The organism is Streptomyces racemochromogenes (assembly GCF_039535215.1).
GTDB lineage: Bacteria > Actinomycetota > Actinomycetes > Streptomycetales > Streptomycetaceae > Streptomyces > Streptomyces racemochromogenes.
The window spans coordinates 3,944,711-3,968,462 of the sequence record NZ_BAAAWT010000001.1; the positions used below are offsets into that span (position 1 = coordinate 3,944,711).

Consider the following 23,752-nt stretch of genomic DNA (forward strand, 5'->3'; position numbering starts at 1 on the left):
CCTTCGGCGTTTTCGGGGGCCGGTCCCCGGGCAGGGCGGGCGGCGGGCGGCGGGCGGGCGGGCTCTAGGCTGGGTGGTGACTGCTGTCGAAGCTCGAAGAGGCGACTAGAACATGAGCGCGTACGGATCCTTCCCCGGCTCGCGGCCCCGTCGGCTGCGTACCACCCCGGCGATGCGGCGGATGGTCGCGGAGTACCGGCTGCACCCCTCGGACCTGATCCTGCCGGCGTTCGTGCGCGAGGGCATCAGCGAGCCGCTGGCGATCTCGGCGATGCCGGGCGTGGTGCAGCACACCCGGGACACGCTGCGGAAGGCCGCCGTGGAGGCGGTCGAGGCGGGCGTCGCGGGGATCATGCTCTTCGGTGTTCCGGCGGACGAGAACAAGGACGCGCTGGGCACGGCGGGCACGGAGCCGGACGGCATCCTCCAGGTGGCGATCCGCGACGTGAAGGCCGAGGTCGGCGACGACCTGGTGATCATGTCGGACCTGTGCCTGGACGAGTACACCGACCACGGCCACTGCGGGGTCCTGGACGAGCACGGCCGCGTCGACAACGACGCGACGCTGGAGCGGTACGCGGAGATGGCGCAGGTCCAGGCCGACGCGGGCGTCCACGTGGTGGGTCCGAGCGGGATGATGGACGGCCAGGTCGGCGTGATCCGCGACGCGCTGGACGAGACGGGCCACGAGGACGTGGCGGTCCTGGCCTACACGGCGAAGTACTCCTCCGCCTTCTACGGCCCCTTCCGCGAGGCCGTCGCCTCCTCGCTCCAGGGCGACCGCAAGACCTACCAGCAGGACCCGGCGAACGCCCGCGAGTCGCTGCGGGAGCTGGCGCTGGACCTGGAGGAGGGCGCCGACATGGTCATGGTGAAGCCGGCCGGCCCCTACCTGGACATCCTGCACCGGGTCGCCGAGGCCGTGGACGTGCCGGTGGCGGCGTACCAGATCAGCGGCGAGTACGCGATGGTCGAGGCGGCCGCGGAGAAGGGCTGGATCGAGCGCGACCGGGCGATCATGGAGACGCTGCTCGGCATCAAGCGGGCGGGCGCGGACACGATCCTGACGTACTGGGCGACCGAGGTCGCGGGCTGGCTGCGCGCCGAGCGCTGACGCGGGTGCGTGCCGGGCGGGGCGGGCGCACCCTGGAGGGGTAGCCCGACTGTGGGAGGCGATCCGCCATGGCCACGCTCGCGGGATGGCACGTGGAGCTGGAGTTCACCGAGGACGGCCACCGCACCAACGCGGCGGCCATGCTCAGGCTCGGTGACGGCTGCGAGATGAGGGCGCGCGGCTACGCCATGCGCCATCCCTCCGACCCGGAGCAGCTGCGGGTCGGTGAGGAGATCGCGGGCTCGCGGGCCCTCATGGACCTGGCGTCGCAGCTGCTCCAGAAGGCGCACACGGAGATCGACGAGGTCTCCGGCAAGCACTCCTACCCGCTCAAGCGCTAGCGGGTGCGCGTCCGGAACAGGGCCGTCGCGAGGGCGAGGGCCAGGGCGGTGATCCCCGCGCACCAGGCGAGGGCCGTCCACGGGGTGCTGCCCGCGGGCTGGTCCAGCAGCAGGGCCCGCAGCGATTCGATGACCGGCGTCAGCGGCTGGTGCCCGGCGAAGCCGTGTAGCCAGGACGGCATGGTGTCGATCGGGACGAACGCGCTGGAGGGGTACGGCAGGAACATCATCAGGAAGGTGAACCCGCCCGCCGCCTCCGGGGTCTTGGCGAGCAGCCCCAGCGCGGCGGCGAGCCAGGAGATCGCGGTGATGTACGCGACGAGCAGCCCGGCGGCGGCCAGCAAGGCGAGCGGCCCGCCCGAGGGCCGGAAGCCGATCGCGAGGGCGACCAGCAGCACCAGGGTGGTGGAGAGCAGGTTGCGTACGACCGAGGCCGCGACGTGCCCGGCGAGGATGGGCACGCCGCCGACGTCGAGGGAGCGCAGGCGGTCGACGATGCCCTTGCTCATGTCGTCGGCCACGCTCACGGCGGTGCTCGCCGCGCCGAAGCCGGCGCACAGCAGCATCGCCCCCGGGACCACGTAGGTCACGTACTCGGTGCCGGTGTCGATGGCCCCGCCGAAGAAGTAGACGAAGATCAGCATCAGCATGACCGGCAGCATCAGGGCGGCGATCAGCGCGTCCGGGCTGCGCCGGCTGATGCGCAGGCTGCGCCCGGCCATGGTGAGGGCGGTGGCGGTCATCGGGATGCTCCCGTCAGGGCGAGGAATACGTCGTCGAGGGTGGCGCTGCGCACGGCGAAGCGGGCGACGGTGGTGCGGTCGGGGTCGAGTTCGTCGAGCAGGGCCCGCACCTGGGCGGCGGAGCCGTCGGTGGCCAGGCCCAGCGTCAGGTCGTCGGGGGCGTGGTGCACGGCGCGGGCGGCGAGGGCCTCGTAGGCGCGGCGGCTGGTGAGGGTGAGGTCGAGGCGGTGCCCGGCGACGCGGGCCTTCAGCTCGGCCGGGGTGCCCTCGGCGGTGATCTTCCCGCTGTCGAGGACGGTGACCCGGTCGGCGAGCCGGTCGGCTTCCTCCAGGTACTGGGTGGTGAGCAGGACGGTGGTGCCGTCGGCGCGCATCTCCCGTACGGCGTCCCAGAGTTCGAGGCGGCTGCGCGGGTCGAGCCCGGTGGTGGGCTCGTCCAGGAAGAGCACCTCGGGCCGCCCGACGAGGCTCGCGGCGAGGTCCAGGCGGCGCCGCATCCCGCCGGAGTAGGTCTTGCTGAGCGCACCCGCGACCTCCGACAGGCCGAAGCGCTCCAGGAGTTCGTCCGCGCGGGTGCGGGCGTCGCGGGCGGAGAGCCCGGCCAGCCGCCCGGTCATGCGGAGGGTCTCGGTGCCGGTCTGGAGGTCGTCCAGGGCGGCGAACTGCCCGGTGAGCGCGATGCGTTCGCGTACGAGGGCCCGCGCGCCGGTGATGTCGTGCCCGGCGACGCGCGCGGTCCCGGAGTCGGGGGCGGTGAGGGTGGCGAGGATGCGGACGGTGGTGGTCTTGCCCGCCCCGTTGGGGCCGAGGAGGGCGAGTACGGAGCCCTTCGGGACGGCCAGGTCGAGGCCGTCGAGGACGCGGGTGCCGTCGTAGGACTTGGTCAGGGCGCGGGCGTACAGGGCGTGGTCGTTCACGGCTCATCCCTTCTGCGTATGGGTTACGCGCTTCTGCGTAAGTAATACACAGAACTAGGATGTGGGTCAACGAGACGTGAAGGGAGGGGTGGCCGTGCCGAAGGACGAACCAGATGAAACCGGGCTCCCGGTGAGCCTGCAGATGGCCTGGGGCCTGCGCGAACGCCCCGGCAAGGGCCCCCGCCCGACCCTCACCCTCCCCAAGATCGTCGACGCGGCCGTCGCCCTGGCCGCGACCGAGGGCATGGACGCCGTCTCCATGGGCCGCGTGGCCAAGGAGCTGGGCGTCTCGACGATGTCCCTCTACCGCTACGTCACGGCGAAGGAAGAGCTGTACATCCTGATGTCCGAGGCGGGCGTCGGCACCCCGCCGCCGCTCCCGCCGGAGGCGGAGGGGTGGGACTGGCGGGCCCTGCTGACCGACTGGGCGTACGCCCAGCGCACCCTCCTCATGACCAAGCCGTGGATCCTGCGCATCCCGCTCAACGCCCCGCCCGCCTCACCCAACCAGCTCGCCTGGATGGAACGCGGCCTCGCCTCCATGGCCGGCACGGCCCTGGAGGAGGGCGAGAAGCTCTCCGCGATCATCCTCATCGGGGGCCTGGTCCGGAACGAGGCCACCATGGCCGCCGACATGATGGACGCCATCATCAAGAGCGGCGTCGCCCCCGACCAGGTCATCGGCCGCTACGTGAAGACGTTGAACCTGCTCACCGCCTCCGACACCCACCCCGCCCTGACGCGCCTGCTGTCCTCGGGCGCCTTCGCCGACTCGGGCGAGCCCGACTTCCAGTTCCGCTTCGGCCTGGACCGCATCCTCGACGGCCTGGCGGGCTTGATCGCGGAGCGGACCGCCCCGCCGAGCGCTTAGCGGCCGGCGGGTGCACGCTGGAAAGCAGCGGCCACGGAGGTGATCGTCATGAAGGATGCCGTCGGATGGCATGTCGACGTGAAGTTCGATGAGGACAGCGAACGTACCCGCGCCGCCGCCCTCGTCCGCCTGCCGGACGGGAGCGAGCTGCGCTCGCACGGCTACGCCAGCCGTCACCCGAGCGACGGTAATCAGCCCCGGGTGGGCGAGGAGCTCGCGGCGGCGCGCGCGCTCGGCGACCTGAGGGAGCAGTTGCTCAACAAGGCGCACGACGAGATCGACGGCGCGTCGGGACGCACGTCGTACCCGATCACGCGCTGACCGGTCTCCGGCTCGGCGGAAGGGGCCATCGCAGCGGCCCGGGCGTGAAGACGCCCGGGCCGTCGCCGTTCGAGGAGGCGCGCGGGTGTTCGGCCGCCCGTACCACCGGCCGGTCGGGTGGGACACGCCCGCCGAGGGGTTACGTCGCGTGACGTCCCGGGCGTGGCGGGGCCGTGCGGTGATCGGATCTGCCGTGCACCGGCCGCGAGGGGCGGCCGGCGGACACGGCGGGAGCATGTGATGCGACGACCCGGGTACCTCGTACGCGGAGCGCTCGCGACAGCCTCGGCGGCGGGAATCCTGATGGCGATGGCGGGACCGGCGTCGGCGGCAGCCGCCGTGCCGTGGTTCAAGGTCGACGGGGTGGGCACACCGCTGGCCGGCGGCACACCGCAGCTCGGTGTGCCGTACGCCAGCAAGGGGACGATGACCGACGACGACACCGACGCGGTCACCGGCACCTCGTACCGCTTCTGCGTGGTCGAAGAGGTGGGCGCGAACTTCGACAAGCACCTGTGCACCATCAACTTCCGCTGGAACAACGGCAGCCAGATCAGCGCCACGGTCCTGGTCGAGGCCCCGCACGCGGGCGTCGAGGCGAAGGCCTTCGACGGTGTGGTGACGGGTGGCAGCGGGCTCTACGAGGGCACTACGGGCTACGTGCACTACGAGCCGGTCGCGGGAACCCCGAACAAGTACACCGTGTCGGTGCCTTGAGGCCGTTGATGCGATACCTCAGCCTCGCCGCTGCGGCTCTGGCAGCGGCGACAGCCCTCGCGGGGCCGGCGGCGGCGGACGGCATCACGATCGTCAGCCCGCCGGCGTTCACCGTCGACCCCGTGGGCAAGGCGCCGCTGACCTGCGCGCTCGGCCTCCCGGGGGTCGGCGTGCCGTGCGGCAGCAACGGCCCGATGACCTCCGGCACGAAGACGATCGGCACCGTCTACCGCGAGTGCACGGTCCAGAAGAGGGGGACGAAGTACGACACCTCGTCGTGCGACGCCACCTTCGCGTTCAACGACGGCAGCCAGATCGGCGTCAGGGCCCTGGTACCGGTCCCGCACGCCGGGGTCGAGGCCAAGGCCTTCGACGGGTACGTGCTGGGCGGGACCCTCGCGTACGAGGGCTGGTACGGCACGGTCCACTACGAGCCGACGGCTACCGCCGGCCAGTACGCGGTGACCTTCCACTGACCCCGCTGTTCTGGGCGGTGCCCCTACCGGCTCACCCAGCCGGTCAGCGCCGCCCAGCTCGCGGGGGCGAGGTCGAGGGTGGGGCCGTCCGGGACCTTGGAGTCCCGGACGTGGATGGCGGCGGGGGTGGCGGCGACCTCGACGCAGTTGCCGCCCTGTTCCGTGCTGTAGCTGGACTTGGACCACGTGAGTTCGGTGCTCATTGCTCTCCTAGCAACCCGTCCAACAGGCCCTTCGTCTCTTCCGGGTTGAGGGCCTGAGTCCGCAGCATTGCATACTTGCGGGACAGGATGCTGACCTCGCTGGGGTCAGAGATGAGCTGGCTGCCGCGCTGTGTCTCGGCGTACGCGATTTGCTGAAGGTCCGGCGTCATGATGAGGACGAAGGGGCCCGAGAGGCCCGCGTGACTCTGCCGCCCCAGGGTCATGATCTGGATCGTCACACCGCGAAGGTCGGCACATGCGCGCAGGTAGCGCAGCGCTTCTCGGTGCACATCGTGACCGCCGAGCTGGTCGTGCAGCGCAGCCTCGGAGATCACGTAGCTGAGGTTCGGCGGCTCCGCGCGGCGCAGGATCTTCTGGCGGTCCATCCTTATGGCGATCCGGTCGGAGATCTTCCGCTGGCTGAGCGCGGGGATCTCATTGGTGAAGACCGCCTGGGCGTAGGCCTCCGTCTGGAGCAGTCCGGGGATGACCTGATTCTCGTACGAGGACAGATCGACGGCCTCCTGTTCCAGGTCGATGAACTCCTCGGCCCACACGGGCAACTGGTCCACCGCCGGAATGTGCTGCGCGGCCGCGGCCAGTACACCGCCCGATTCCAGGATCCGGTCCAGCGCCTCCGCGACATCGGGCATCAGGCGGCGGCGGCCCTGCTCGATCGAAGCGATGGTCTCCTCGTCCACGGCGGCCAACTTGGCCAGCGCACGCTGAGTGAGGTTCTTGCGGAGGCGCAGAACGGCCACTTGCGCCCCGACCATCTTCAGGGCGGTGCCGTTCTTCGGTACACGTTTCCTCGGAGGCATAGACAAGAACTCCCCACCTGCGCCTGGGCTGTACCCGTACCAACCCGTACCACTCGGCAGGTACGGGTTGACTCACTGCATGAGGCTAGTCACGCACCGCCACCATCGTCCCGTGAACCTAAATACTCAACCCGGCCTGATGCGCGAGCGGTTGTTCCCCCGGACCTTCCAAACGGTGCCCGCCGCACGCGCATACACCCGCGACACGCTCACCACCTGGGACGTAACCGACCGCCAGGCGGACATCGTGCTCTGCGTCAGCGAACTGGCCACCAACGCCCTCCGCCACGGCGTCCCGCGCGGCCGCGCCTACCGCCTCCGGCTCCTCAACTTCGGCTGCTGCGTACGGATCGAGGTGCATGACAGCGGGCCCGGGCGGTCGCGGATCCTCGGGCGGCCGCACGGGAACGGGCTGCTGATCGTCGAGCGCGTCTCCGACGAGTGGGGGGTGCTGCCCCGGCGGCCCGGCAAGGTCGTCTGGGCCGAGTTCCACGCACACGGGTGATAAACGGGCCGTTACCGGGGCGAAACCAGTTCAACCGCCCTGCCGGAGCCACCATGGCCTCATGAACGCTATGACCTTGTACAGGGCCGCGCTGACGGTCGGCGCGGCGACGCTGTTGGTGGCCGGTCCCGCCTGGGCGGCGCCTCAGTCGGCCCCGCGGGCCGCCGCGGCGCCGTCCAACTCGGATCTGGAGGTGGTGCGCATCGACCCGGACGCCGCACCGCCCGGCGGCACCACCACGATCCACGGGTTCGTCGCCAACCTCGGCCCGGAGACGACCAACTCCCCGATGACCGTCACGATCACCCTGCCGCGCGGGGTGACGCCCGAGCCGCCCTACTTCCCGGACACCTGCGAGGTGTCCCCGAACGGCCACAGGGTGCGCTGCGTCTTCCCTCCGGGGCTCAAGGCGAACCGCAGCGCCACCGCTCTGGTCCCGCTCTCCCTGGACCGGGACCTCGCGGTGGGGACGGTGCTCAGGGGCGGCTCGGTCGCGGTGCACAGCCTGGACGACCGCAACGGGCAGAACAACCGGCAGGAGTTCGAGATCGCCGTCGTCGAGTCGGCGCCCGGTCTCTGACCCGTTCTGCCGTTCGCCGCTCGGGATGTCCGGCTCGGGTCGGTTTCCCCTCCGCCGGCTGCTAGCTTCGGCTGATCGGAGCAGACGGCCGGAGGGGGAGCAATGTCGCGTCCGTGGCGGTGGGTTGTGGTGGTCGGGGCCACCGGGATCGGGTTCCTGATCGCCTTCAAGGCCGGGCAGTGGGACCCCTTCGGCTGGTTCCCAGAGAAGGACTCGGACCGCGTCTCCGCCGCCGCCGGCTTCGGCGGGGCCATGGCCGCCGTGCTCGCCCTGGTCGGCGGCTGGTGGGCCCAGGGCGGTGCCGGGGACGGCGGGAGCTCCCTCAGCCAGCGCGCCCGCGCCTCCGGCACCTCCCAGATCACCCAGCATGGCGGCGGCACCGCCCCCGGCGGGGTCAACCAGCACGCCCGCGCCGACGGAGACTCCCGCATCGAGCAGCGCGGCGGCGGTGAGGCCGAGGAGCCGTCCTCGTGAGCGGCGCTGAGCAGCACGCCCGGGCGAGCGGCCATGCCCGGATCACCCAGATCGGCGGCGACCAGATCAACTACGCCGCCGGAGCCGGCCCCGTACCCCGGGCCGGGCTAGGACTGCCCGAGGCGCCGGCCGTGCTGGTCGGGCGGGACGGGCCGGCGGAGGAACTGCTGGGCCTCCTCGCCGACGGCGGGCCCACGGTCGCCGTGGTCTCCGGCCTGGCCGGGGTCGGCAAGAGCGCCCTCGCCGTCGCGACGGCGCACGGGGCGGCGGAACGGGGCTGGTTCGGGGACCGGGTGTTCTTCCTGCGCCTGCGCGGCTACGCCCCCGGCGGCGGGGTGAGCGGTCCCGACGCGGTGCGGGAGATGCTGCGGCTGCTCGGGATCCGGGACGCGGACATGCCGGGGTCCCCGGACGGCCGGGCGGCGCTGTACCGGGGGCTACTGGCGGAATCCGCCCGGGCGGGACACCGGGTGCTGGTCGTCGCCGACGACGCGGCCGAGGTGGCCCAGGTCCGCGACCTCGTACCGGCGCACCCCGGACACCGCCTGCTCATCACCTCCCGGCACCGGCTCGTGCACCGGGACTTCCCCGCACGCGTCGTACCCCTGGACGAGCTGGCGCCCGACCCCGCCGCCGAACTCCTCACCAGGGCGGTACTGCGCACCTGGCCGCAGGACCCCCGCCCGGCGGCGGAACCGGACGCCCTCGCCTCGGTCGCGGAACAGTGCGGGCGGCTGCCGCTGGCCCTCACGGTGGCCGGGGCGCTGCTTGCGGGCGACCCGGGCCTCCCCGTAACGCAACTGGCAGCCCAGCTGGCCGACGCCCGCACCCGGCTGTCCACCCTGGACTCGGAGCTGGACGACGGCGTCCGGGCTGCCTTCGACCTCTCGTACGGGCGCCTCCCGGAGGACCAGGCCCGCGCCTTCCGCCTGCTGACGGTGAACCCGGGCCCGGACTGCGCCACGGCGTACGCGGCACTGCTGACGGGCGAGGAGCCCGTCGACCTCCGCCGGAAGCTCGCGGCTCTCGTACGCGCCTCCCTCCTGTCGGAGGAGCCGGTCGGCTCGGGCCGCTGGCGCATGCACGACCTGGTCAGGCTGTACGCGCGGGAGCGCGGCGAGGAATGCGCGGCCGAGGACGGCCGGGAGGAGGCGGTCGACGCCCTGCTGGGGAGCCTCTGCCTGGATACCGGGAAGGCGACGCGGGTCCTCGGCGTGGACGGCGCCCCGATGGCCCCGGGGCCCGGACTCCCCTCGGTGGCACAGGCGCTGGACTGGCTCAGCACGGAACGGGCCATGCTGGTCGCAGCCGTGGGCTTCGCCGGGGACGAGGGACGGCCGGAACTCGCAGGGGAACTCGGCCGGAGGCTGATCCCCTACCTCCAGATTTACCGGTACCGGCAGGACGCGGTACTGGTGGCGCAGGGAATGCTCACGGTCGCCGAGCCGACGGGGCACGCCGAACAGATCGGTGCGCGTCTGTACGACCTCGGCCTCGCGTACGTCGGCGCCGACCAGCTGGACGAGGCGACGGGGGCCCTGACCCGGGCGCTGGAGATCTTCCGGCAGAACTCCCTGCGGATGGGGGAGGGGAAGGCCCTGCACACGTTGGGCACCGTGTACATGGCGAGGAATCGCTGGATCGAGGCGGAGGGGCGCCTCTGGGAATCCCTGAAGATCTTCCGCGAGCTGGGCATCCGACATGCGGAGGGCACCGTCCTGGCCAGTCTGGCCGAGGTCTTCGAGCGGTTGGAACGGCTGGACGAGTCCATCGCCCTGCACCGCCAGGTCGTCTCGATCATGGGAGGGCTCGGGGACCGCCATCGGGAGGCGGCCGCGAGGAACTCCCTCGCGGACGCGCTGTGGCTGGCCGGACAGCACGAGGACTCCGTGGCCGCCAGACGGGAGGCCCTGGTCACGCAGCGGGAGTTCGGCAACCGCCGACAGGAGGCCGGCACCTTGAACCGCCTCGCCGACGCGTTGCGCGCGCTGGACCGGGACGAGGAGGCCGAGGCGCGGTACGGAGAGGCGCTCGAGATCTTCACGGAAACGGACGAGCCCTACCCGCAAGGGCAGATCCTGAACAACCTCGCACTGATCCATGGGCGCACCGGGCGGTGGGAGGAGGCGCGGGAGAACCACGAGCGGGCCGGCGCCTTCTTCGCGGCCTCCGGGCACCGGGCCGAGCAGGCGGCCGCGCTCGGAGGCCTGGGCTTCGCGCTGTACGCCCTGGAACGCCATGCCGAGGCGGCGGACGCGCTGGAGCGGGCGGCGGACCTCCACGCGGCGGTCGGCGACACCGCCCAGGAGACGACGGCCCGCGGGGCAGCCGCCGAGCTGCGGGAGCAGCACGGCGGCTCCCGCAGGTGGTGGCAGCCGTCCGACTGAGGGGCCGTGTGGGCCCGCGGCCGCCGACCCGGTCCGGCCACGCGGAGGGCGGCGGGCCGGGGAGCGGTTACCCACAGCCTGGGGGCCTGCCCGTGCCGCTGGTGGCAGCGCCTCCGGAAGCGCTGACTGGTACGGTAATTCCGTACGACTCCGCACTGGGAGGTGAGCCCGTGCCGATCTCGGCCAACGAGGCCCGGCAGCGTTTCTACCCGCTGATCCGGCAGGTCAACGAGGATCACGTGCCCATAGAGGTCACTTCCAGGGAGCACGGCGACGTCGTGATCATGTCCGCCGAGGACTTCCGGTCCTGGCAGGAGACCGTCTACCTGCTGCGCTCGCCGCGCAACGCGCAGATCCTGATGGAGTCCATCGCGGAGCTGGACGCCGGCCACGGCCAGGCCCGGGAGCTGATCGGCGAGGACGAGGACGAGCCCGAAGCCGAGGGGTCCGCCCCTTGAAGGTCGTCTTCTCGGGACGGGCCTGGGACCAGTACACGTACTGGGCGACGGCCGACCCGAAGATCCTCAAGAGGGTCAACCGCCTGATCAAGGAAATCCAGCGCACGCCGTTCGAGGGCGCGGGAAAACCGGAGCCGCTCAAGGAGAACCTGTCCGGCTGGTGGTCCCGGAGGATCACCGACGAGCACCGGCTCGTGTACCGCGTCAGGGACGGTGCCGTGGAAGTCGCGCAGGCCCGCTACCACTACTGACGCCCCCGCCGCGCGCGCGGCCCGCCGGGACGGGAGGAGGGCGGCGCGCACGGGTTGTCCACAGCCTGGGGGCGGAGGCTAGGCCGGGTCCTCCGGCATCGACGCCGTGATGATGGAGAAGGCCCCGCCCTGGGGGTCGGCCAGGACCGCCATGCGGCCCGCGACCATGTCGAACGCCGGGGCCAGGACGGTGGCGCCCGCGCGGACGGCGGCCGCCTGGACGTCGTCCACGCTGTCCACGTGGAAGTACGGCTGCCAGTGCGGCGGCACGCCCGGCGGCATCTTGCTCATGTCCATCATCCCGCCGACCGCGCGGTCGTTGACCTTGAACTCGACGTACCCCTCGGCGCCTTCCATCTCCGACTCCGTGGTCGTGACGGGCAGGATGGAGGAGTAGAACGCCGACGCCTTCGCCAGGTCCGGGGTGGTGAGCTCGTTCCAGATCAGCGCGCCGTGCTCGTTGACGATGCCCGCACCGTCGAACGTGCCCGGCTGCCACAGGCCGACGACCGCGCCCGCCGGGTCGGCGATCACGGCCATCCGGCCGAGGTCCATGACGTCCATCGGGCCCATCATGACCGTGCCGCCCGCGTCCGTGACGGACTTGACCGTCGCGTCGATGCTGTCCGTGGACAGGTACGTCGTCCACACCGTCGGCGGCAGCGGGTCGGGCACCGTGCCGTCCGGGTTCATCGCCTTCATGATCCCGGCGACCGGCTTGCCCTTGAGGGTGCAGACGGCGTAGCCGCCCGTCTCCGGCGGGCCGACCTCGCCCTGCCAGCCGAAGAGGTCGCTGTAGAAGTCGATCGCGGCCTGCTGGTCGGGGACCATCAGGTCGATCCAGCACGGGGTGCCGGGCTTGTAGGGGCCGTTCATGTCGGGCACGGATGCCTCCGTCGGTGGTGCTGGGGCTGGACGGGGCGTCCCCTACCCGGCCCCACCGCCCGGAATCGGTCCGTACGGGTGACTACTCGTTGACCAGTACCGGGATCGTCAGGACCGCGCTCGCCGGGGTGCCCGTCAGGCCGTCGGCGGGGACGGTGAAGTCGATGCCGGCGCCGGCCGCGCGCGGGCCCTCGGCGTGCTGCTGCGCCGGGGCGTGCCCGGCGTGGGCCTCCTCGCCCTCCTCCTGGTGGTGGAAGGAGCCCGTGCCCAGCAGGCGGCCGTCCGCGTCGTAGTAGGCGGCGGTGATCTCCAGGGCCAGGGTGTCGCTGATGTCGGAGCTGATCGCGACGTGCCCGGTGACGGACGGGGACGACGACGGGGAGGCCGTCAGGCGCAGGCCGGTCAGCTGGACGCGGTCCGTGAACGGGCCCTGCTGGACGCGGACTTCCCCCGCCGCCGGGGCCGGGCTGAGGGCGGCCTGCGGGGAGGGCGCGCTGCGGGGCGCCGGCAGGGCCACCGGGGAGGCGGCCGGGACCGGGTCCTTCGCCGCCGCCGGCCGGGCTCCCGCGTCCGAGCAGCCCGTGGCGAGCGCGAGCAGGGCGGCGACGGCCGTGGCGGCGGCCGCCGCGCGGGGGAGGTGGGTCAGCGTCATCGGGGGTGCTCCTGGAGACCGGGGGAGGAAAGACGGCGGCCGGGGCCCGGGGGAGTGCGCCCCCGGGCCCCGGCCGCCGGGTATCAGTGCTGCTGCGGGGAGCGGCCGAACAGCGAGCGGTACATCTTGCCGTACAGCTCGGTGTTGTTCTGGCTCGCGGCGAACGCGCCGCCGTTCGGGCCGTAGGCGTAGATCGGGACGTCGGCGCCGGTGTGGTTGCCCGACAGGTAGGTCAGCCACAGGCTGGCCTCGGGGCTGCCGTCCTTGACGCCCGCCGGGTCGTCGGGCGTGCGGAAGGTGGCCGGGCCGAAGTTCTTCGCGTCACCGGAGCCCGTGCCGTTCACGATGCCGCTGGAGCGGGCCGGGTCCTTGGCGCCCGAGGAGGAACGCGAGGGGACGCTGTTGTTGGCGGGGTTGCCGCCGTCCGTGTTGGACGGGGGCGCGACGGCCTCGGCGTTGGTGTACGTGCCCTTCTCGATGATGTTGAAGCCGGCGCACTCGTGGTCCGCCGTGACGATCACCAGGGTGTGGCCGTCCTTCTTCGCGAACTCGTACGCGGCCTTGACCGCGTCGTCGAACGCCTTGATCTCGTCGAGGGCCTGCGAGGCGTCGTTCGCGTGCGAGCGCTTGTCGATCTGGGCGCCCTCGACCTGGAGGAAGAAGCCCTTCTTCGACTTGCCGCGGTCGTACGAGCCGCCCTGCTTGCGCTCGTTCAGCAGCTGGATCGACTTGCGGGTCATGTCCGCGAGGGTCGGCTCCTGCTTCTGCGGGGCGTCCGCCGGGAGGGCCGCCTTGTTGTGCTCGACGGTCAGGTTGCCGCGGTTGAACAGGCCGATGACCTTCTTGCCGTTCGCCTTGTCGAGGTCGGCCTTGGTGGCGGCCTTCTGGCTCGCGGCGGTCTGCGCGGGCAGCTTCGGGTCTCCGAAGCTGCCGAGGACCTGGTAGCCCTGGGCCTGGAGGGCCTTCTGGTCGTCCGGCTCGAAGCGGGCCAGGCCGCCGCCGAGGATGACGTCGGCGGTGCCGTTGCGGGCGATCTGCTCGGCGATCGGCGTGACCAGGGTCTTGTCGGCCGGGGCCTGCTCGTAGCTGCCGTCCTCCTTCTTCGGGAGGCAGGCGGCGTCGGAGTAGGTCGGGCCCTGGCAGCCGCGCAGCAGGGCGTGGCTGAACTGGGCGGCCGGGGTGGCGTCGGTGACCTCGGCGGTGGAGACGTTGCCCGTGGCGAAGCCGGCCGCGTGGGCCTGCTCCATCAGCGTGGCGACCTTCTTCTCGTACGCGTCGACGCCGATGGCCGCGTTGTAGGTCTTCACGCCGGAGGCCCAGGCGGTGGCGGAGCTGGCCGAGTCGGTGACCAGGGCGGGCTTCGCGCTGTTCTTCTCGACGGCGTACGTGGCGACCGCGCCCGTGTGGGGGAGGGTCTCCATGGTGAGCTTGCCGCCGGGACCCATGAACCGGTCGCGGGCGGCCGTCACGTGGGTGCGGCCCATGCCGTCACCGAGCAGGTAGATGACGTTCCGGATGTCCTGGCGCGAGTCGCTCTGCTGGGGCGCGGAGTTCGCCGTGGCGGCGGTTCCGGCGGCCGTGGAGGCGGCTATGGCGAGGACGGTGAGCGTCTTCAGCGGTCTGCGGCGCATGTGCGGGAGATGTCCCCTCGGGTGTTCGGCGCGGTCGTGGCCGAACGTAGGGGGGCCGCGTGAACGGAAGGCTACCGAGCGGTATTGCCCGGTCGAACACGGAGGGCATGACAGGACGCGGTCAGGGTGGGGTGTTCGGGGCGGTGCGCACCGGCTACTGCCAGAAGATCTCCTCCACCACGATCTGCGGCTCGGCCACACGGGGCAGGAAGGCGAACCGGATCCATCCGCGGTCGCTGTCGAAATACGCGATGTGCGGGCCTCGGGGGACGGTGGACCGCGCGGGTTCCACGTTCTCCCCCCGGTACGGGTGGCGCGCGGTCAGCAGTTCGAAGAGGCTTCCCGGCATGCTTCCCGCGCCTCGTCGGGCAGGCTGATCCGGTACTTCTCGGCGTCCTGGGTGTAGTCCACCGCCCACGGCGGCCCGGTGAACTCCTCGCTCACTCGCCCGGCTCCAGGGCGCGCAGCCTGTGGCGGATGCGGGAAGCCGCGTCGAGGAGGCTGCGGGCCGCGTCGGCGTCCGTGGCTTCGGCGGCCCGGGCTTCCAGGCCGGCCACGTGCCGGTCGAGCTCGGGGTCGCGCGCCAGGGCGTACTCGCCCCACCAGCGGGCCATGAACGCCGGGACCGGACCGATGTCGTAGGCGTCGCAGATCTGCCGCCGCCAGGCGGAGTCGAAGTCCGCCAGCAGGGCCGGGGCGTGGGCCGCTATGGCGGCGCGCAGGGCCTTTGGCGTGTACTCGGGCATCGGCGGTACGGAACCACCGAGCGAGGGCGTCGCGGTCGTCATCCTGGCTCCTCCTCGGATCGGACGGCTCCCACGATAGAGCGCGACGGCCCCCGGCGCGGGGTGGTTGCGCCGGGGGCCGCCGGACGGTGCGTCAGAGCTTCTCGGGGGTCCGGATCCCGAGGAGGGCCATGCCCTTGTTCAGGGTGCGGGCGGTCAGGTCGCACAGGAACAGGCGGTTCTCGACCTGCTCGGGAGTGTCGGCCTTGAGCACCGGGCACTCGGCGTAGAACGTCGTGTACAGCGAGGCCAGCTGGTACAGGTACGCCGCCAGCTTGTGCGGGGCGTACTCCTGCGCCGCCTCGGCGACCAGCGCGCCGAAGCCGTCCAGGTGCAGGCCCAGGGCCCGCTCCGACGCGGTCAGCTCCAGCTCGGGGTGGGCGGCCGGCCGGGCCTCGCCCGCCTTGCGCAGGATCGACTGGATGCGCGCGTACGCGTACTGGAGGTACACGGACGTGTCACCGGTCAGCGAGACCATCTGGTCCAGGTCGAACTTGTAGTCGCGCGAGGCGGAGGTGGAGAGGTCCGCGTACTTCACCGCGCCGATGCCCACCTGGGCGCCGCGCTCGGCGATCTCCTCCTCCGTGAGGTCCTGGGCCTTCTCGCGGACGACCGCGGCGGCCCGCTCCACCGCCTCGTCCAGCAGGTCGACCAGCCGGACCGTCTCGCCCTCACGGGTCTTGAACGGCTTGCCGTCCTTGCCGAGGACCGTGCCGAAGGCCAGCTGGACGGCCTTGACGTCGTCGTTCAGCCAGCCGGCCCGGCGGGCCGTCTCGAAGACCATCTTGAAGTGCAGCGCCTGCCGCGCGTCCACCACGTAGATCAGGCTGGTGGCCGCCAGGTCGGTGACGCGGTTGCGGATCGCCGACAGGTCGGTCGCGGCGTAGCCGAAGCCGCCGTCGGACTTCTGGACGATCAGCGGGGTCGGGTTGCCGTCCGGGCCCTTGTACTCGTCGAAGAACACGCACAGCGCGCCGTTGGAGCGGACGGCGACGCCCGACTCCTCCAGCAGCTTGCACGTCTCGACCAGCATGTCGTTGTAGCCGGACTCGCCGACGACGTCGGGGTCCTGGATGTCCATGTCCAGCTTGTCGAAGACCGAGTAGAAGTAGATCTTCGACTCGTCGACGAACCGCTGCCACAGCTCCAGCGTCTGCGGGTCGCCCGCCTGGAGGTCCACCACCCGGGCCCTGGCCCGCGTCTTGAACTCCTCGTCGGAGTCGAACAGGGCGCGCGAGGCCTTGTAGAGGCGGTTGAGGTTGGACATGGCCTCCTCGCCGGAGGCCTCCTCGTCCCCGCCCTTGTGGTCCAGCTCGTGCGGGTGCTCCAGCAGGTACTGGATGAGCATGCCGAACTGGGTGCCCCAGTCGCCGATGTGGTGGCGGCGGATGACCTTCTCGCCCGTGAACTCCAGGATCTCCACCATGGCCGCGCCGATCACGGCGGACCGCAGGTGGCCGACGTGCATCTCCTTGGCCACGTTCGGCTGCGCGTAGTCGATCACCGTGGTGCCGGCGGACGCGTTGAGCGCCACGCCCAGCCGGTCGTCGGCCGCGCGCGCGGCCAGCGTCTTGATGATCGCCTCGTCGGAGACGGTGATGTTGAGGAAGCCGGGGCCGGAGACCTCGACGTCCTTGATCACACCGCCCTTGTCCAGCCCCTCCAGGACGGTGGCGGCCAGCTCGCGCGGGTTGGCCTTGGCCTTCTTCGCGAGCGCCAGGATGCCGTTGGCCTGGAAGTCGGCCCGGTCGCTACGTCGCAGCAGCGGGTCGGCGGCACCGGCCTCCGGCAGGGCGGAGGCGAGGGCGTCCGAGACGCGCTGTTCGACGGAAGAAGCGAGGGAAGGGACCGAGGCCATGAGCTGCCGTTCCTGTGAGGTTGCACGTGCGCGTGCGCTTGGTTGTTCCGACAAGTGCCGAGTATCCCACGCGGAGGGTGCCCGTCTCCCGGTATACGGCGGCGCGTATCAGTGGGCGGAAGCAACCCCGGAGCGGCCCCTTCCGTCTGGGAGAATGGCCATAGCCAGCATTCGAGATAGAAGGACGTGTCGTGGCTCAGAGCGCGCAGAGCAGCAGCACAGAGACCGACTGGGTCTCCCGTTTCGCGGACGAGGTCATCGCCGAGGCGGAGCGCCGGGCCCCGGGCAAAACAATTGTCGTCGCGTCCGGCCTCTCCCCCTCCGGCCCGATCCACCTGGGCAACCTGCGCGAGGTCATGACCCCGCACCTGGTCGCGGACGAGATCCGCCGCCGGGGCCACGAGGTCCGCCACCTCATCTCCTGGGACGACTACGACCGCTACCGCAAGGTCCCCAAGGGCATCCCCGGCGTCACCGAGGAGTCCCACGCCCAGCACATCGGCCGCCCGCTGACCGCCGTGCCCGCGCCCGAGGGCTCCGCCTACCCGAACTGGGCCGAGCACTTCAAGGCCGCCATGGTCGAGTCCCTGGCCGAGCTGGGCGTCGAGTACGACCCCATCAGCCAGACCGAGCAGTACACCTCCGGCGCCTACCGCGAGCAGGTGCTGTTCGCGATGAAGCACCGCGGGGACATCGACGCCGTCCTCGCCCAGTACCGCACCAAGCAGAAGCCGGGCGGCAAGAAGCCCCAGCAGAAGCAGGTCGACGAGGCCGAGCTCGAGGCCGCCGAGGGCTCCGGCGCGGCCGGCGAGGACGACGGCAGCGCCGAGGGCGCGGAGTACTTCCCGTACAAGCCGTACTGCGGCGAGTGCAACAAGGACTTCACCAAGGTCACCGCGTACGACGACGAGACCACCGAGCTGACCTACGTCTGCACGGAGGACCAGTTCACCGAGACCGTCAAGCTCTCGGAGTTCAACCGCGGCAAGCTGGTCTGGAAGGTCGACTGGCCGATGCGCTGGGCCTACGAGGGCGTCGTCTTCGAGCCCTCCGGCGTCGACCACTCCTCCCCGGGCTCCTCCTTCCAGGTCGGCGGCCAGATCGTCGGCCTCTTCGGCGGCGAGCAGCCCATCGGCCCGATGTACGCCTTCGTCGGCATCTCCGGCATGGCCAAGATGTCCTCCAGCAAGGGCGGCGTCCCCACCCCGGCCGACGCGCTGAAGATCATGGAGCCGCAGCTGCTGCGCTGGCTGTACGCCCGCCGCCGCCCGAACCAGTCCTTCAAGATCGCCTTCGACCAGGAGATCCAGCGCCTGTACGACGAGTGGGACAAGCTGGAGGCCAAGGTCGCCGACGGCTCCGTGCTGCCGGCCGACGCCGCCGCGCACGCCCGCGCCGTGCGCGTCGCCTCCCACGAGCTGCCCCGCACCCCGCGTCCGATGCCGTACCGCACCCTCGCGTCGGTCGTCGACATCACCGCCGGGCACGACGAGCAGACCCTGCGCATCCTCTCCGACCTGGACCCGTCGCAGCCGCTGACCTCCCTCGACGACGTACGGCCGCGCCTGGACCGCGCCGAGAACTGGATCACCACCCAGGTCCCCGCCGACCAGCGCACCCTGGTCCGCGAGGACGCCGACACCGAGCTGCTGTCCTCCCTGGACGACGCCGGACGCGAGTCCCTGCGGCTGCTGCTGGAGGGCCTCGACTCGCACTGGTCCCTGGACGGGCTCACCACCCTCGTCTACGGCGTCCCGAAGGTCATGGCCGGCCTGGAGCCGGACGCCAAGCCGACGCCCGAGCTGAAGGTCGCCCAGCGCGAGTTCTTCGCCCTGCTCTACCGCCTGCTCGTGACCCGGGAGACCGGCCCGCGCCTGCCCACGCTGCTCCTCGCGGTCGGCGCCGAGCGGGTGCGCAAGCTGCTCGCCGCCTGATCCGGCGCGCGGCCGGAACATGCGGAAGGGCCCGCACCCCTCGGGGGGTGCGGGCCCTTCCGCATGTCCTTGCCGCTACGCGATGTGCTCGCTCTCCAGGTCGCGCTGGTAGCGCTGCTTGAGCGCGGGCATCAGCCGCTTGAGCTCGGCCTCGCTGCGCGGGTGCGTCCGCCCGAGGTGCGCGGAGAGGCGCTTGTCCAGCTCGTCCGGCTCAGGGAAGTGGGAGTACCGGTCGATGTACGCCCGGAAGACCTCGTACGCGGCCTCCGCGAACTTCTCCTCCTCGGCGTCCTCGGCCCCGGGCTGCTCGGCCCCGGGCTGTACCGGCTCCGGCTGCTCCGGCAGCGGCTCCTCCTCCGGGCCGGCCGGGGCCATGACCGGCGTCGGCTCCAGGCCCTCGACGTACTGGGGGTTGTAGTCCCCCTCGTACGTCGCCTGCGGCGCCCGCGGCCCCGCGAACCAGGCGCTGTCGTGCGCGGCGGGCATGGCCGTCGGGTCCACCGCGAAGGGCGCGGGGGCGTGCGCGGCGGCCTGGGGCTTCCGGGGCTGCGCCGCGGCCCGGTCCCGGCCCTCCCGCTGCTCGGGAACCTCCGGGGCCGCGTCGCCGCCGGACCCGTCGGTGGGCGCCGGGCCGGAAACGGGCGCCGGGCCGGAAGCGGGCGCCGCCTGGGCCGGCACCGCAGCGGGAGCGCCTTCCGCAGCCGCGGGCGCCGCCGGCAGGGCAGGGGCGGCATGGGCGTCCGGAGCCGGGAGCACCGCCGCCCCGGCGGCGACGGCCGGACCCTTCGCGACCGCCGGGGGCAGCAGCACCGGGTCGATCCCCGCCGCCGCCAGCCCCTCCGGGGCCGTCTGCGCCAGCGGCACGCCGATCCGCGCCAGCCGCAGCGGCATCAGCGCCTCCACCGGCGCCTTGCGCCGCCACGCCCGCCCGTACCGGGCCTGGAGCCGCGCCTGGTAGATCAGCCGGTCCTGCTCCATGCCCACGGCCTGCTCGTAGGAGCGCAGCTCCCACAGCTTCATCCGGCGCCACAGCTTGAAGGTGGGCACGGGCGACAGCAGCCAGCGGGTGATCCGCACGCCCTCCATGTGCCGGTCCGCGGTGATGTCCGCGATCCGGCCCACGGCGTGCCGGGCCGCCTCGACCGTCACCACGAACAGCACCGGGATCACCGCGTGCATGCCCACGCCCAGCGGATCCGGCCAGGCCGCCGCGCCGTTGAACGCGATCGTCGCCGCCGTCAGCAGCCACGCCGTCTGGCGCAGCAGGGGGAAGGGGATGCGGATCCACGTCAGCAGCAGGTCCAGCGCCAGCAGGACGCAGATGCCCGCGTCGATGCCGATCGGGAACACCAGCGAGAAGCTGCCGAAGCCCTTCTTCAGGGCCAGCGCGCGGACCGCGGCGTAAGAACCCGCGAAACCGATGGCCGCGATGACCACGGCCCCGGCGACCACGACACCGATGAGTATCCGGTGCGTACGAGTCAGCTGCATCGCGGCCACCCGCGGTCCCCCTCCGTTGTCGAGCCAAAGCAGGCACAGCGTACGGGTGACTGCGCGTCACCCGTTCCCTAGGCCCCCTCCTGTAGGAGGGATTCTCGCTACGACTGCGCCGACGGGGAAGCGGAAGCCGAAGCGGAACCCGACGGAGCCGCGCCCTCGCCGGTGTTGGCCGCGCCGATCGACGCCACCGTCTCCTTGGCGGCGCTGATCGCGTCCTGGAGCAGCTTGCCCTGGTCGGGAGCGTTGGCGCCCTCGTAGGCGGCACCGTTGTAGTCGACGGTGACGACCACGTTCTGGGTGCGGACGACGACCGAGTTGTTGAAGAACTCGACGTCCTTCTTCACGCCGAAGACCACGGAGGTGGCCGCGTCGCCGACCCCGGCGGCCGGCTCGGCCTTGACGTCGTGCGCGCCCTCGGTGGTCTTCGCCAGCTCGATCTGCTTGTTGTACTGGTCCTCGGCGCGCTTGTTGCCGCTGCCGAGCGAGGCGTGCGAGTCGTAGCGGACCAGGGAGACGGAGAGCCAGCGGTACTGCGAGCCCTTCGCGCCGTCCGTCTTGAGGCCGTTCCAGGAGCAGCTGGCACGGTTGGCCAGGTCGTTCGACTTGGCCGCCGTCCCGTTCTTCTCCTTCGCCTCGGGCACGAGCGAGTCGATGCTCTTGCCGGCCACGGCCTTGCACGGGTCGGGCAGCTTCGCGAAGGCCACCTTCTCCAGCGGGGCCGCGGACTTCGTGCCCGGCTTGGCGGGCGAGGAGGCTTCGGTCTTCTTGCCGGAGTCCTTGGCACCCGAGGACTTGTCCGAGTCGGACGAGCAGCCGGCGACGGTGAGGATCACCGGGACGGCTGCGCAGGCGAGAACGCGGGTGAGGCGCGAGGCTGATCGGTGCATGGTTCCTTCAGACGTTGGGCAGACGCGGGGTCTTCTTCGGGGCGCGTTGCGGGCGCTGGACCCGGGCAACGGTAGCCCGACCGGGCGCCCGGCTGCTGTGCGCGCCGTCACGTGGGGCGTGCACGCCCCCTCTGACAGGCGCCGTCACTCGCTGAAACGCTCGGCCAGGGCCTGCGCCAACTGGCGCGCCCTGTCCTGCGTTTCCGCGCTCGGGGGGACCGAGGCCGGCCCGGACGGCTGGACGCTGTACTCGACGGTGACGAGGACGTTCGAGGTGCGGAACACGATCCGCACCGTCCGCGCCTGGGCGGCGGTGGCGCCGGCCGCGCTGAGCTTGTCGTCGAGGAACGCCTCGCTGCCGAGCCCCTCCAGGACGCGCGAGCCGAGCTCGGGCGCGGCGCTGGGGGAGGCCGGCGAGGCGGGTGCGGACGGCGCGGACGGCGAAGCGGAACCGGGAGCGGAGGCGGCCGGCGCAGGCACGGTGCTGCCGCCGGGAGCGGGGGCGGGGGGCGCACTGGGCCCACCACTCGTATTCGTACCGTTACCGGCGCCGGGCGTGGGGCTCCCCGTCGGCCCCGGGAAGGGCAGCTTCGCGGCGGTCAGCTGGCGCACGTACACCTGGCGGGCCTTGTCGTCGTCGCTCGCCGTGGCGCGGTCGTACGAGACCACGCGCTCGAAGGTGACCGACAGCAGCAGGTTCGCCTCGGGGGTCTGCGCGTTCCAGCGGCAGCCGACGTGCCGGTCTCCGTCGTACGAGGGGTCCGCGGTCCCGGCGTAGAGCCGTTCGCGCTGCTCGGTGGTGAGGGAGTCGGTGGCCGGGAGCATGGCCCTGAGCCGCTTGGCGTCGGCGGCCTTGCAGGGCTGGGGCAGGCTGCGGTACTTGCCGGGCTGCGCGGGCGCGGCGCTGCTCCCGCCGCCCTTGGGGTCGCTGGTCCCCGTGCCGTTGCCGTCGGTGCACCCGGTCGCGCCCGCGACGAGCGCGGTGAGCACCGCGATGCCCGGCAGGACTCGGCGGCGACGCACCGGCGTCCGGTGTACCGGCATTGGGTCCACGTCCACTGGCTCCCCTTGGCTCCCTCGGGAAATTCCGTTGCCGCGACTTGGGCCCGGATGGACACAATGTCTATCGCACACGCACGTGCCGGCGCCGGTTCCCTGTCTGCTTTGGGGTGATGAGCGCGGCTTTTCGCGTATTCATACTTTTCTGAGGATTTCAGGGGATCGTTGTCTTATGTCGTACGTAGAGGTACCCGGGGCCAATGTCCCGATCCGGATGTGGACGGATCCGGCGTCGGTCGAGGACAGCGCGATGCGGCAGCTCCAGAACACGGCCGGACTGCCCTGGATCAAGGGCCTGGCCGTGATGCCGGACGTGCACTACGGCAAGGGCGCCACGGTCGGCTCGGTCATCGCGATGAAGGACGCGGTCTGCCCGGCGGCGGTCGGCGTCGACATCGGCTGCGGCATGTCGGCGGTCAAGACGTCCCTGACGGCGAACGACCTCCCGGGCGACCTGTCGAAGCTCCGCTCGCGCATCGAGCAGGCCATCCCGGTGGGCGCGGGGATGCACCGCGACCCGGTCGACCCGGGGCGTCTGTACGGCTTCTCGGAGGCGGGGTTCGGGGACCTGTGGGAGCGGTTCGACTACCTGGCGGACGAGGTGAAGTTCCGGCGCGACAGGGCGCTGCGGCAGACCGGAACGCTAGGCTCCGGGAACCATTTCATTGAAGTTTCAATTGACGTGTCCGGTGCGGTGTGGCTCATGCTGCACTCGGGCTCCCGCGGCATCGGCAACGAGCTCGCGGCGCACCACATCGGTGTGGCCCGTGGCCTCTCCCACAACCAGAACCTGGTCGACCGGGACCTCGCGGTGTTCCTCGCCGCGACTCCGGAGATGGACGCGTACCGCAGCGACCTGTTCTGGGCGCAGGAGTACGCGAAGTACAACCGCGCGGCGATGATGAGCCTGCTCAAGGAGGTCGTCCGCAAGGAGTTCCGCAAGGCGAGGGTCTCCTTCGAGCAGGAGATCAGCTGCCACCACAACTACGTGGCGGAGGAGCGGTACGACGGCATGGACCTGCTGGTCACCCGGAAGGGCGCGATCCGCGCCGGCAGCGGTGAGTACGGGATCATCCCGGGCTCGATGGGCACGGGCTCGTACATCGTGAAGGGGCTCGGGAACGAGAAGGCCTTCAACTCCGCCTCGCACGGCGCGGGCCGGAAGATGAGCCGGACGGCGGCGAAGAAGCGGTACACCGTGCGGGACCTGGCGGAGCAGACGCAGGGCGTGGAGTGCCGCAAGGACTCGGGCGTGGTGGACGAGATCCCGGGTGCGTACAAGTCGATCGAGCAGGTCATCGACCAGCAGACGGACCTGGTGCAGGTCGTGGCGAAGCTCAAGGCGGTCGTCTGCGTGAAGGGCTGACCGGGCTGAACGCACC

The 23,752-nt window shown here is 71.8% G+C and carries 27 protein-coding genes and 1 pseudogene; 14 read left to right on the top strand and 14 right to left on the bottom strand.

Annotated elements, in window-relative coordinates:
• The first annotated feature begins 112 nt into the window (after positions 1-112).
• Positions 113-1,114, top strand: coding sequence for a porphobilinogen synthase (gene hemB / locus ABD973_RS18300; protein ID WP_125596207.1), 1,002 nt, complete (start codon positions 113-115; stop codon positions 1,112-1,114).
• Between the two features lie 68 nt (positions 1,115-1,182).
• Positions 1,183-1,455 carry a DUF1876 domain-containing protein gene (locus tag ABD973_RS18305; RefSeq protein ID WP_125596210.1) on the top strand — a complete coding sequence of 91 codons (273 nt, stop codon included), beginning with the start codon at positions 1,183-1,185 and terminating at the stop codon, positions 1,453-1,455.
• Here ABD973_RS18305 and ABD973_RS18310 read toward each other — a convergent pair.
• On the bottom strand, positions 1,452-2,198 hold the full coding sequence (locus ABD973_RS18310; protein WP_345500930.1) for an ABC transporter permease: 747 nt from the start codon (positions 2,196-2,198) through the stop codon (positions 1,452-1,454). The genes ABD973_RS18305 and ABD973_RS18310 overlap by 4 nt on opposite strands.
• Positions 2,195-3,115, bottom strand: a complete 921-nt coding sequence (locus ABD973_RS18315) for an ATP-binding cassette domain-containing protein (protein ID WP_345500932.1) — start codon at positions 3,113-3,115, stop codon at positions 2,195-2,197. The genes ABD973_RS18310 and ABD973_RS18315 overlap by 4 nt, the downstream gene beginning before the upstream one ends.
• 130 nt (positions 3,116-3,245) lie before the next feature.
• Here ABD973_RS18315 and ABD973_RS18320 point away from each other — a divergent pair, with 130 nt between their 5' ends.
• The 4 genes from ABD973_RS18320 to ABD973_RS18335 all read left to right on the top strand — a co-directional run bounded on the left by ABD973_RS18320 (position 3,246) and on the right by ABD973_RS18335 (position 5,500).
• The gene (locus tag ABD973_RS18320; RefSeq protein WP_345500934.1) at positions 3,246-3,986 is read left to right on the top strand and encodes a TetR/AcrR family transcriptional regulator; all 741 of its coding nucleotides are present in this window, start codon (positions 3,246-3,248) and stop codon (positions 3,984-3,986) included.
• Positions 3,987-4,034: 48 nt separating this feature from the next.
• On the top strand, positions 4,035-4,307 hold the full coding sequence (locus ABD973_RS18325; RefSeq protein ID WP_345500936.1) for a DUF1876 domain-containing protein: 273 nt from the start codon (positions 4,035-4,037) through the stop codon (positions 4,305-4,307).
• Between the two features lie 240 nt (positions 4,308-4,547).
• A complete protein-coding gene (locus tag ABD973_RS18330) occupies positions 4,548-5,024 on the top strand; it encodes a hypothetical protein (protein WP_125821477.1) in 477 nt (158 codons plus the stop codon).
• Positions 5,025-5,032: 8 nt separating this feature from the next.
• Positions 5,033-5,500 (top strand): hypothetical protein, encoded by a 468-nt coding sequence (locus ABD973_RS18335; RefSeq protein ID WP_125821476.1) that lies wholly within the window; start codon positions 5,033-5,035, stop codon positions 5,498-5,500.
• A gap of 23 nt (positions 5,501-5,523) precedes the next feature.
• On the opposite strand, the pseudogene ABD973_RS18340 reads toward ABD973_RS18335, so the two are convergent.
• Positions 5,524-5,685: pseudogene (locus ABD973_RS18340) on the bottom strand (DUF397 domain-containing protein); the annotation flags it as partial.
• A 14-nt stretch (positions 5,686-5,699) separates the two neighbouring features.
• Positions 5,700-6,524: a helix-turn-helix domain-containing protein gene (locus tag ABD973_RS18345; RefSeq protein ID WP_345500941.1), complete on the bottom strand. Its 825-nt coding sequence runs from the start codon at positions 6,522-6,524 to the stop codon at positions 5,700-5,702.
• A 139-nt stretch (positions 6,525-6,663) separates the two neighbouring features.
• Here ABD973_RS18345 and ABD973_RS18350 point away from each other — a divergent pair, with 139 nt between their 5' ends.
• The 6 genes from ABD973_RS18350 to ABD973_RS18375 all read left to right on the top strand — a co-directional run bounded on the left by ABD973_RS18350 (position 6,664) and on the right by ABD973_RS18375 (position 11,179).
• Positions 6,664-7,029, top strand: a complete 366-nt coding sequence (locus ABD973_RS18350; RefSeq protein ID WP_345504629.1) for an ATP-binding protein — start codon at positions 6,664-6,666, stop codon at positions 7,027-7,029.
• Between the two features lie 61 nt (positions 7,030-7,090).
• Complete coding sequence (locus tag ABD973_RS18355; protein WP_345500943.1) at positions 7,091-7,609, top strand: hypothetical protein; 519 nt, start codon at positions 7,091-7,093, stop codon at positions 7,607-7,609.
• A gap of 102 nt (positions 7,610-7,711) precedes the next feature.
• Positions 7,712-8,083 carry a hypothetical protein gene (locus tag ABD973_RS18360; RefSeq protein WP_345500945.1) on the top strand — a complete coding sequence of 124 codons (372 nt, stop codon included), beginning with the start codon at positions 7,712-7,714 and terminating at the stop codon, positions 8,081-8,083.
• Entirely contained in the window at positions 8,080-10,470 is a 2,391-nt protein-coding gene (locus tag ABD973_RS18365; RefSeq protein WP_345500947.1) for an ATP-binding protein, read from the top strand. The genes ABD973_RS18360 and ABD973_RS18365 overlap by 4 nt, the downstream gene beginning before the upstream one ends.
• Positions 10,471-10,640: 170 nt before the next feature.
• A complete protein-coding gene (locus tag ABD973_RS18370; protein ID WP_206436530.1) occupies positions 10,641-10,928 on the top strand; it encodes a type II toxin-antitoxin system Phd/YefM family antitoxin in 288 nt (95 codons plus the stop codon).
• Positions 10,925-11,179 (top strand): Txe/YoeB family addiction module toxin, encoded by a 255-nt coding sequence (locus ABD973_RS18375; RefSeq protein WP_125821470.1) that lies wholly within the window; start codon positions 10,925-10,927, stop codon positions 11,177-11,179. The genes ABD973_RS18370 and ABD973_RS18375 overlap by 4 nt, the downstream gene beginning before the upstream one ends.
• Positions 11,180-11,257: 78 nt before the next feature.
• On the opposite strand, the gene ABD973_RS18380 is transcribed toward ABD973_RS18375, so the two are convergent.
• The 7 genes from ABD973_RS18380 to argS all read right to left on the bottom strand — a co-directional run bounded on the left by ABD973_RS18380 (position 11,258) and on the right by argS (position 16,990).
• On the bottom strand, positions 11,258-12,055 hold the full coding sequence (locus ABD973_RS18380) for a VOC family protein (protein WP_345504631.1): 798 nt from the start codon (positions 12,053-12,055) through the stop codon (positions 11,258-11,260).
• 91 nt (positions 12,056-12,146) lie between these two features.
• On the bottom strand, positions 12,147-12,716 hold the full coding sequence (locus tag ABD973_RS18385) for a hypothetical protein (protein WP_345500950.1): 570 nt from the start codon (positions 12,714-12,716) through the stop codon (positions 12,147-12,149).
• Positions 12,717-12,799: 83 nt separating this feature from the next.
• Complete coding sequence (locus ABD973_RS18390; RefSeq protein ID WP_125821468.1) at positions 12,800-14,347, bottom strand: alkaline phosphatase; 1,548 nt, start codon at positions 14,345-14,347, stop codon at positions 12,800-12,802.
• Between the two features lie 154 nt (positions 14,348-14,501).
• Positions 14,502-14,696, bottom strand: coding sequence for a hypothetical protein (locus ABD973_RS18395; RefSeq protein WP_345500952.1), 195 nt, complete (start codon positions 14,694-14,696; stop codon positions 14,502-14,504).
• Positions 14,669-14,791, bottom strand: coding sequence for a hypothetical protein (locus ABD973_RS18400; protein ID WP_277607498.1), 123 nt, complete (start codon positions 14,789-14,791; stop codon positions 14,669-14,671). The genes ABD973_RS18395 and ABD973_RS18400 overlap by 28 nt, the downstream gene beginning before the upstream one ends.
• Positions 14,788-15,135 carry a DUF6247 family protein gene (locus ABD973_RS18405; RefSeq protein WP_345500954.1) on the bottom strand — a complete coding sequence of 116 codons (348 nt, stop codon included), beginning with the start codon at positions 15,133-15,135 and terminating at the stop codon, positions 14,788-14,790. The genes ABD973_RS18400 and ABD973_RS18405 overlap by 4 nt, the downstream gene beginning before the upstream one ends.
• A 91-nt stretch (positions 15,136-15,226) precedes the next feature.
• The gene (gene argS / locus ABD973_RS18410) at positions 15,227-16,990 is read right to left on the bottom strand and encodes an arginine--tRNA ligase (protein WP_125821466.1); all 1,764 of its coding nucleotides are present in this window, start codon (positions 16,988-16,990) and stop codon (positions 15,227-15,229) included.
• A 191-nt stretch (positions 16,991-17,181) separates the two neighbouring features.
• On the opposite strand from argS, the gene lysS reads away from it, so the two are divergent.
• Positions 17,182-18,924 carry a lysine--tRNA ligase gene (gene lysS, locus ABD973_RS18415; RefSeq protein ID WP_345500956.1) on the top strand — a complete coding sequence of 581 codons (1,743 nt, stop codon included), beginning with the start codon at positions 17,182-17,184 and terminating at the stop codon, positions 18,922-18,924.
• Positions 18,925-18,999: 75 nt separating this feature from the next.
• On the opposite strand, the gene ABD973_RS18420 is transcribed toward lysS, so the two are convergent.
• The 3 genes from ABD973_RS18420 to ABD973_RS18430 all read right to left on the bottom strand — a co-directional run bounded on the left by ABD973_RS18420 (position 19,000) and on the right by ABD973_RS18430 (position 22,334).
• Complete coding sequence (locus ABD973_RS18420; protein WP_345500958.1) at positions 19,000-20,424, bottom strand: DUF2637 domain-containing protein; 1,425 nt, start codon at positions 20,422-20,424, stop codon at positions 19,000-19,002.
• Between the two features lie 98 nt (positions 20,425-20,522).
• Positions 20,523-21,311, bottom strand: coding sequence for a DUF3558 domain-containing protein (locus ABD973_RS18425; RefSeq protein ID WP_125596256.1), 789 nt, complete (start codon positions 21,309-21,311; stop codon positions 20,523-20,525).
• A gap of 144 nt (positions 21,312-21,455) precedes the next feature.
• Entirely contained in the window at positions 21,456-22,334 is an 879-nt protein-coding gene (locus ABD973_RS18430) for a DUF3558 domain-containing protein (RefSeq protein ID WP_125821463.1), read from the bottom strand.
• A 208-nt stretch (positions 22,335-22,542) separates the two neighbouring features.
• Here ABD973_RS18430 and ABD973_RS18435 point away from each other — a divergent pair, with 208 nt between their 5' ends.
• The gene (locus ABD973_RS18435) at positions 22,543-23,736 is read left to right on the top strand and encodes an RtcB family protein (protein ID WP_125821462.1); all 1,194 of its coding nucleotides are present in this window, start codon (positions 22,543-22,545) and stop codon (positions 23,734-23,736) included.
• Positions 23,737-23,752: the final 16 nt, after the last annotated feature.

What these genes read in the sequence shown, in the direction of transcription:
- hemB (WP_125596207.1), top strand. Translation starts at nt 113, where the DNA reads ATGAGCGCGTACGGATCCTTCCCCGGCTCGCGGCCCCGTCGGCTGCGT.
- ABD973_RS18305 (WP_125596210.1), top strand. Translation starts at nt 1,183, where the DNA reads ATGGCCACGCTCGCGGGATGGCACGTGGAGCTGGAGTTCACCGAGGAC.
- ABD973_RS18310 (WP_345500930.1), bottom strand. Translation starts at nt 2,198, where the DNA reads ATGACCGCCACCGCCCTCACCATGGCCGGGCGCAGCCTGCGCATCAGC.
- ABD973_RS18325 (WP_345500936.1), top strand. Translation starts at nt 4,035, where the DNA reads ATGAAGGATGCCGTCGGATGGCATGTCGACGTGAAGTTCGATGAGGAC.
- ABD973_RS18330 (WP_125821477.1), top strand. Translation starts at nt 4,548, where the DNA reads ATGCGACGACCCGGGTACCTCGTACGCGGAGCGCTCGCGACAGCCTCG.
- ABD973_RS18335 (WP_125821476.1), top strand. Translation starts at nt 5,033, where the DNA reads ATGCGATACCTCAGCCTCGCCGCTGCGGCTCTGGCAGCGGCGACAGCC.
- ABD973_RS18345 (WP_345500941.1), bottom strand. Translation starts at nt 6,524, where the DNA reads ATGCCTCCGAGGAAACGTGTACCGAAGAACGGCACCGCCCTGAAGATG.
- ABD973_RS18350 (WP_345504629.1), top strand. Translation starts at nt 6,664, where the DNA reads ATGCGCGAGCGGTTGTTCCCCCGGACCTTCCAAACGGTGCCCGCCGCA.
- ABD973_RS18355 (WP_345500943.1), top strand. Translation starts at nt 7,091, where the DNA reads ATGAACGCTATGACCTTGTACAGGGCCGCGCTGACGGTCGGCGCGGCG.
- ABD973_RS18360 (WP_345500945.1), top strand. Translation starts at nt 7,712, where the DNA reads ATGTCGCGTCCGTGGCGGTGGGTTGTGGTGGTCGGGGCCACCGGGATC.
- ABD973_RS18380 (WP_345504631.1), bottom strand. Translation starts at nt 12,055, where the DNA reads ATGAACGGCCCCTACAAGCCCGGCACCCCGTGCTGGATCGACCTGATG.
- ABD973_RS18385 (WP_345500950.1), bottom strand. Translation starts at nt 12,716, where the DNA reads ATGACGCTGACCCACCTCCCCCGCGCGGCGGCCGCCGCCACGGCCGTC.
- ABD973_RS18390 (WP_125821468.1), bottom strand. Translation starts at nt 14,347, where the DNA reads ATGCGCCGCAGACCGCTGAAGACGCTCACCGTCCTCGCCATAGCCGCC.
- ABD973_RS18395 (WP_345500952.1), bottom strand. Translation starts at nt 14,696, where the DNA reads ATGCCGGGAAGCCTCTTCGAACTGCTGACCGCGCGCCACCCGTACCGG.
- ABD973_RS18405 (WP_345500954.1), bottom strand. Translation starts at nt 15,135, where the DNA reads ATGACGACCGCGACGCCCTCGCTCGGTGGTTCCGTACCGCCGATGCCC.
- argS (WP_125821466.1), bottom strand. Translation starts at nt 16,990, where the DNA reads ATGGCCTCGGTCCCTTCCCTCGCTTCTTCCGTCGAACAGCGCGTCTCG.
- ABD973_RS18425 (WP_125596256.1), bottom strand. Translation starts at nt 21,311, where the DNA reads ATGCACCGATCAGCCTCGCGCCTCACCCGCGTTCTCGCCTGCGCAGCC.
- ABD973_RS18435 (WP_125821462.1), top strand. Translation starts at nt 22,543, where the DNA reads ATGTCGTACGTAGAGGTACCCGGGGCCAATGTCCCGATCCGGATGTGG.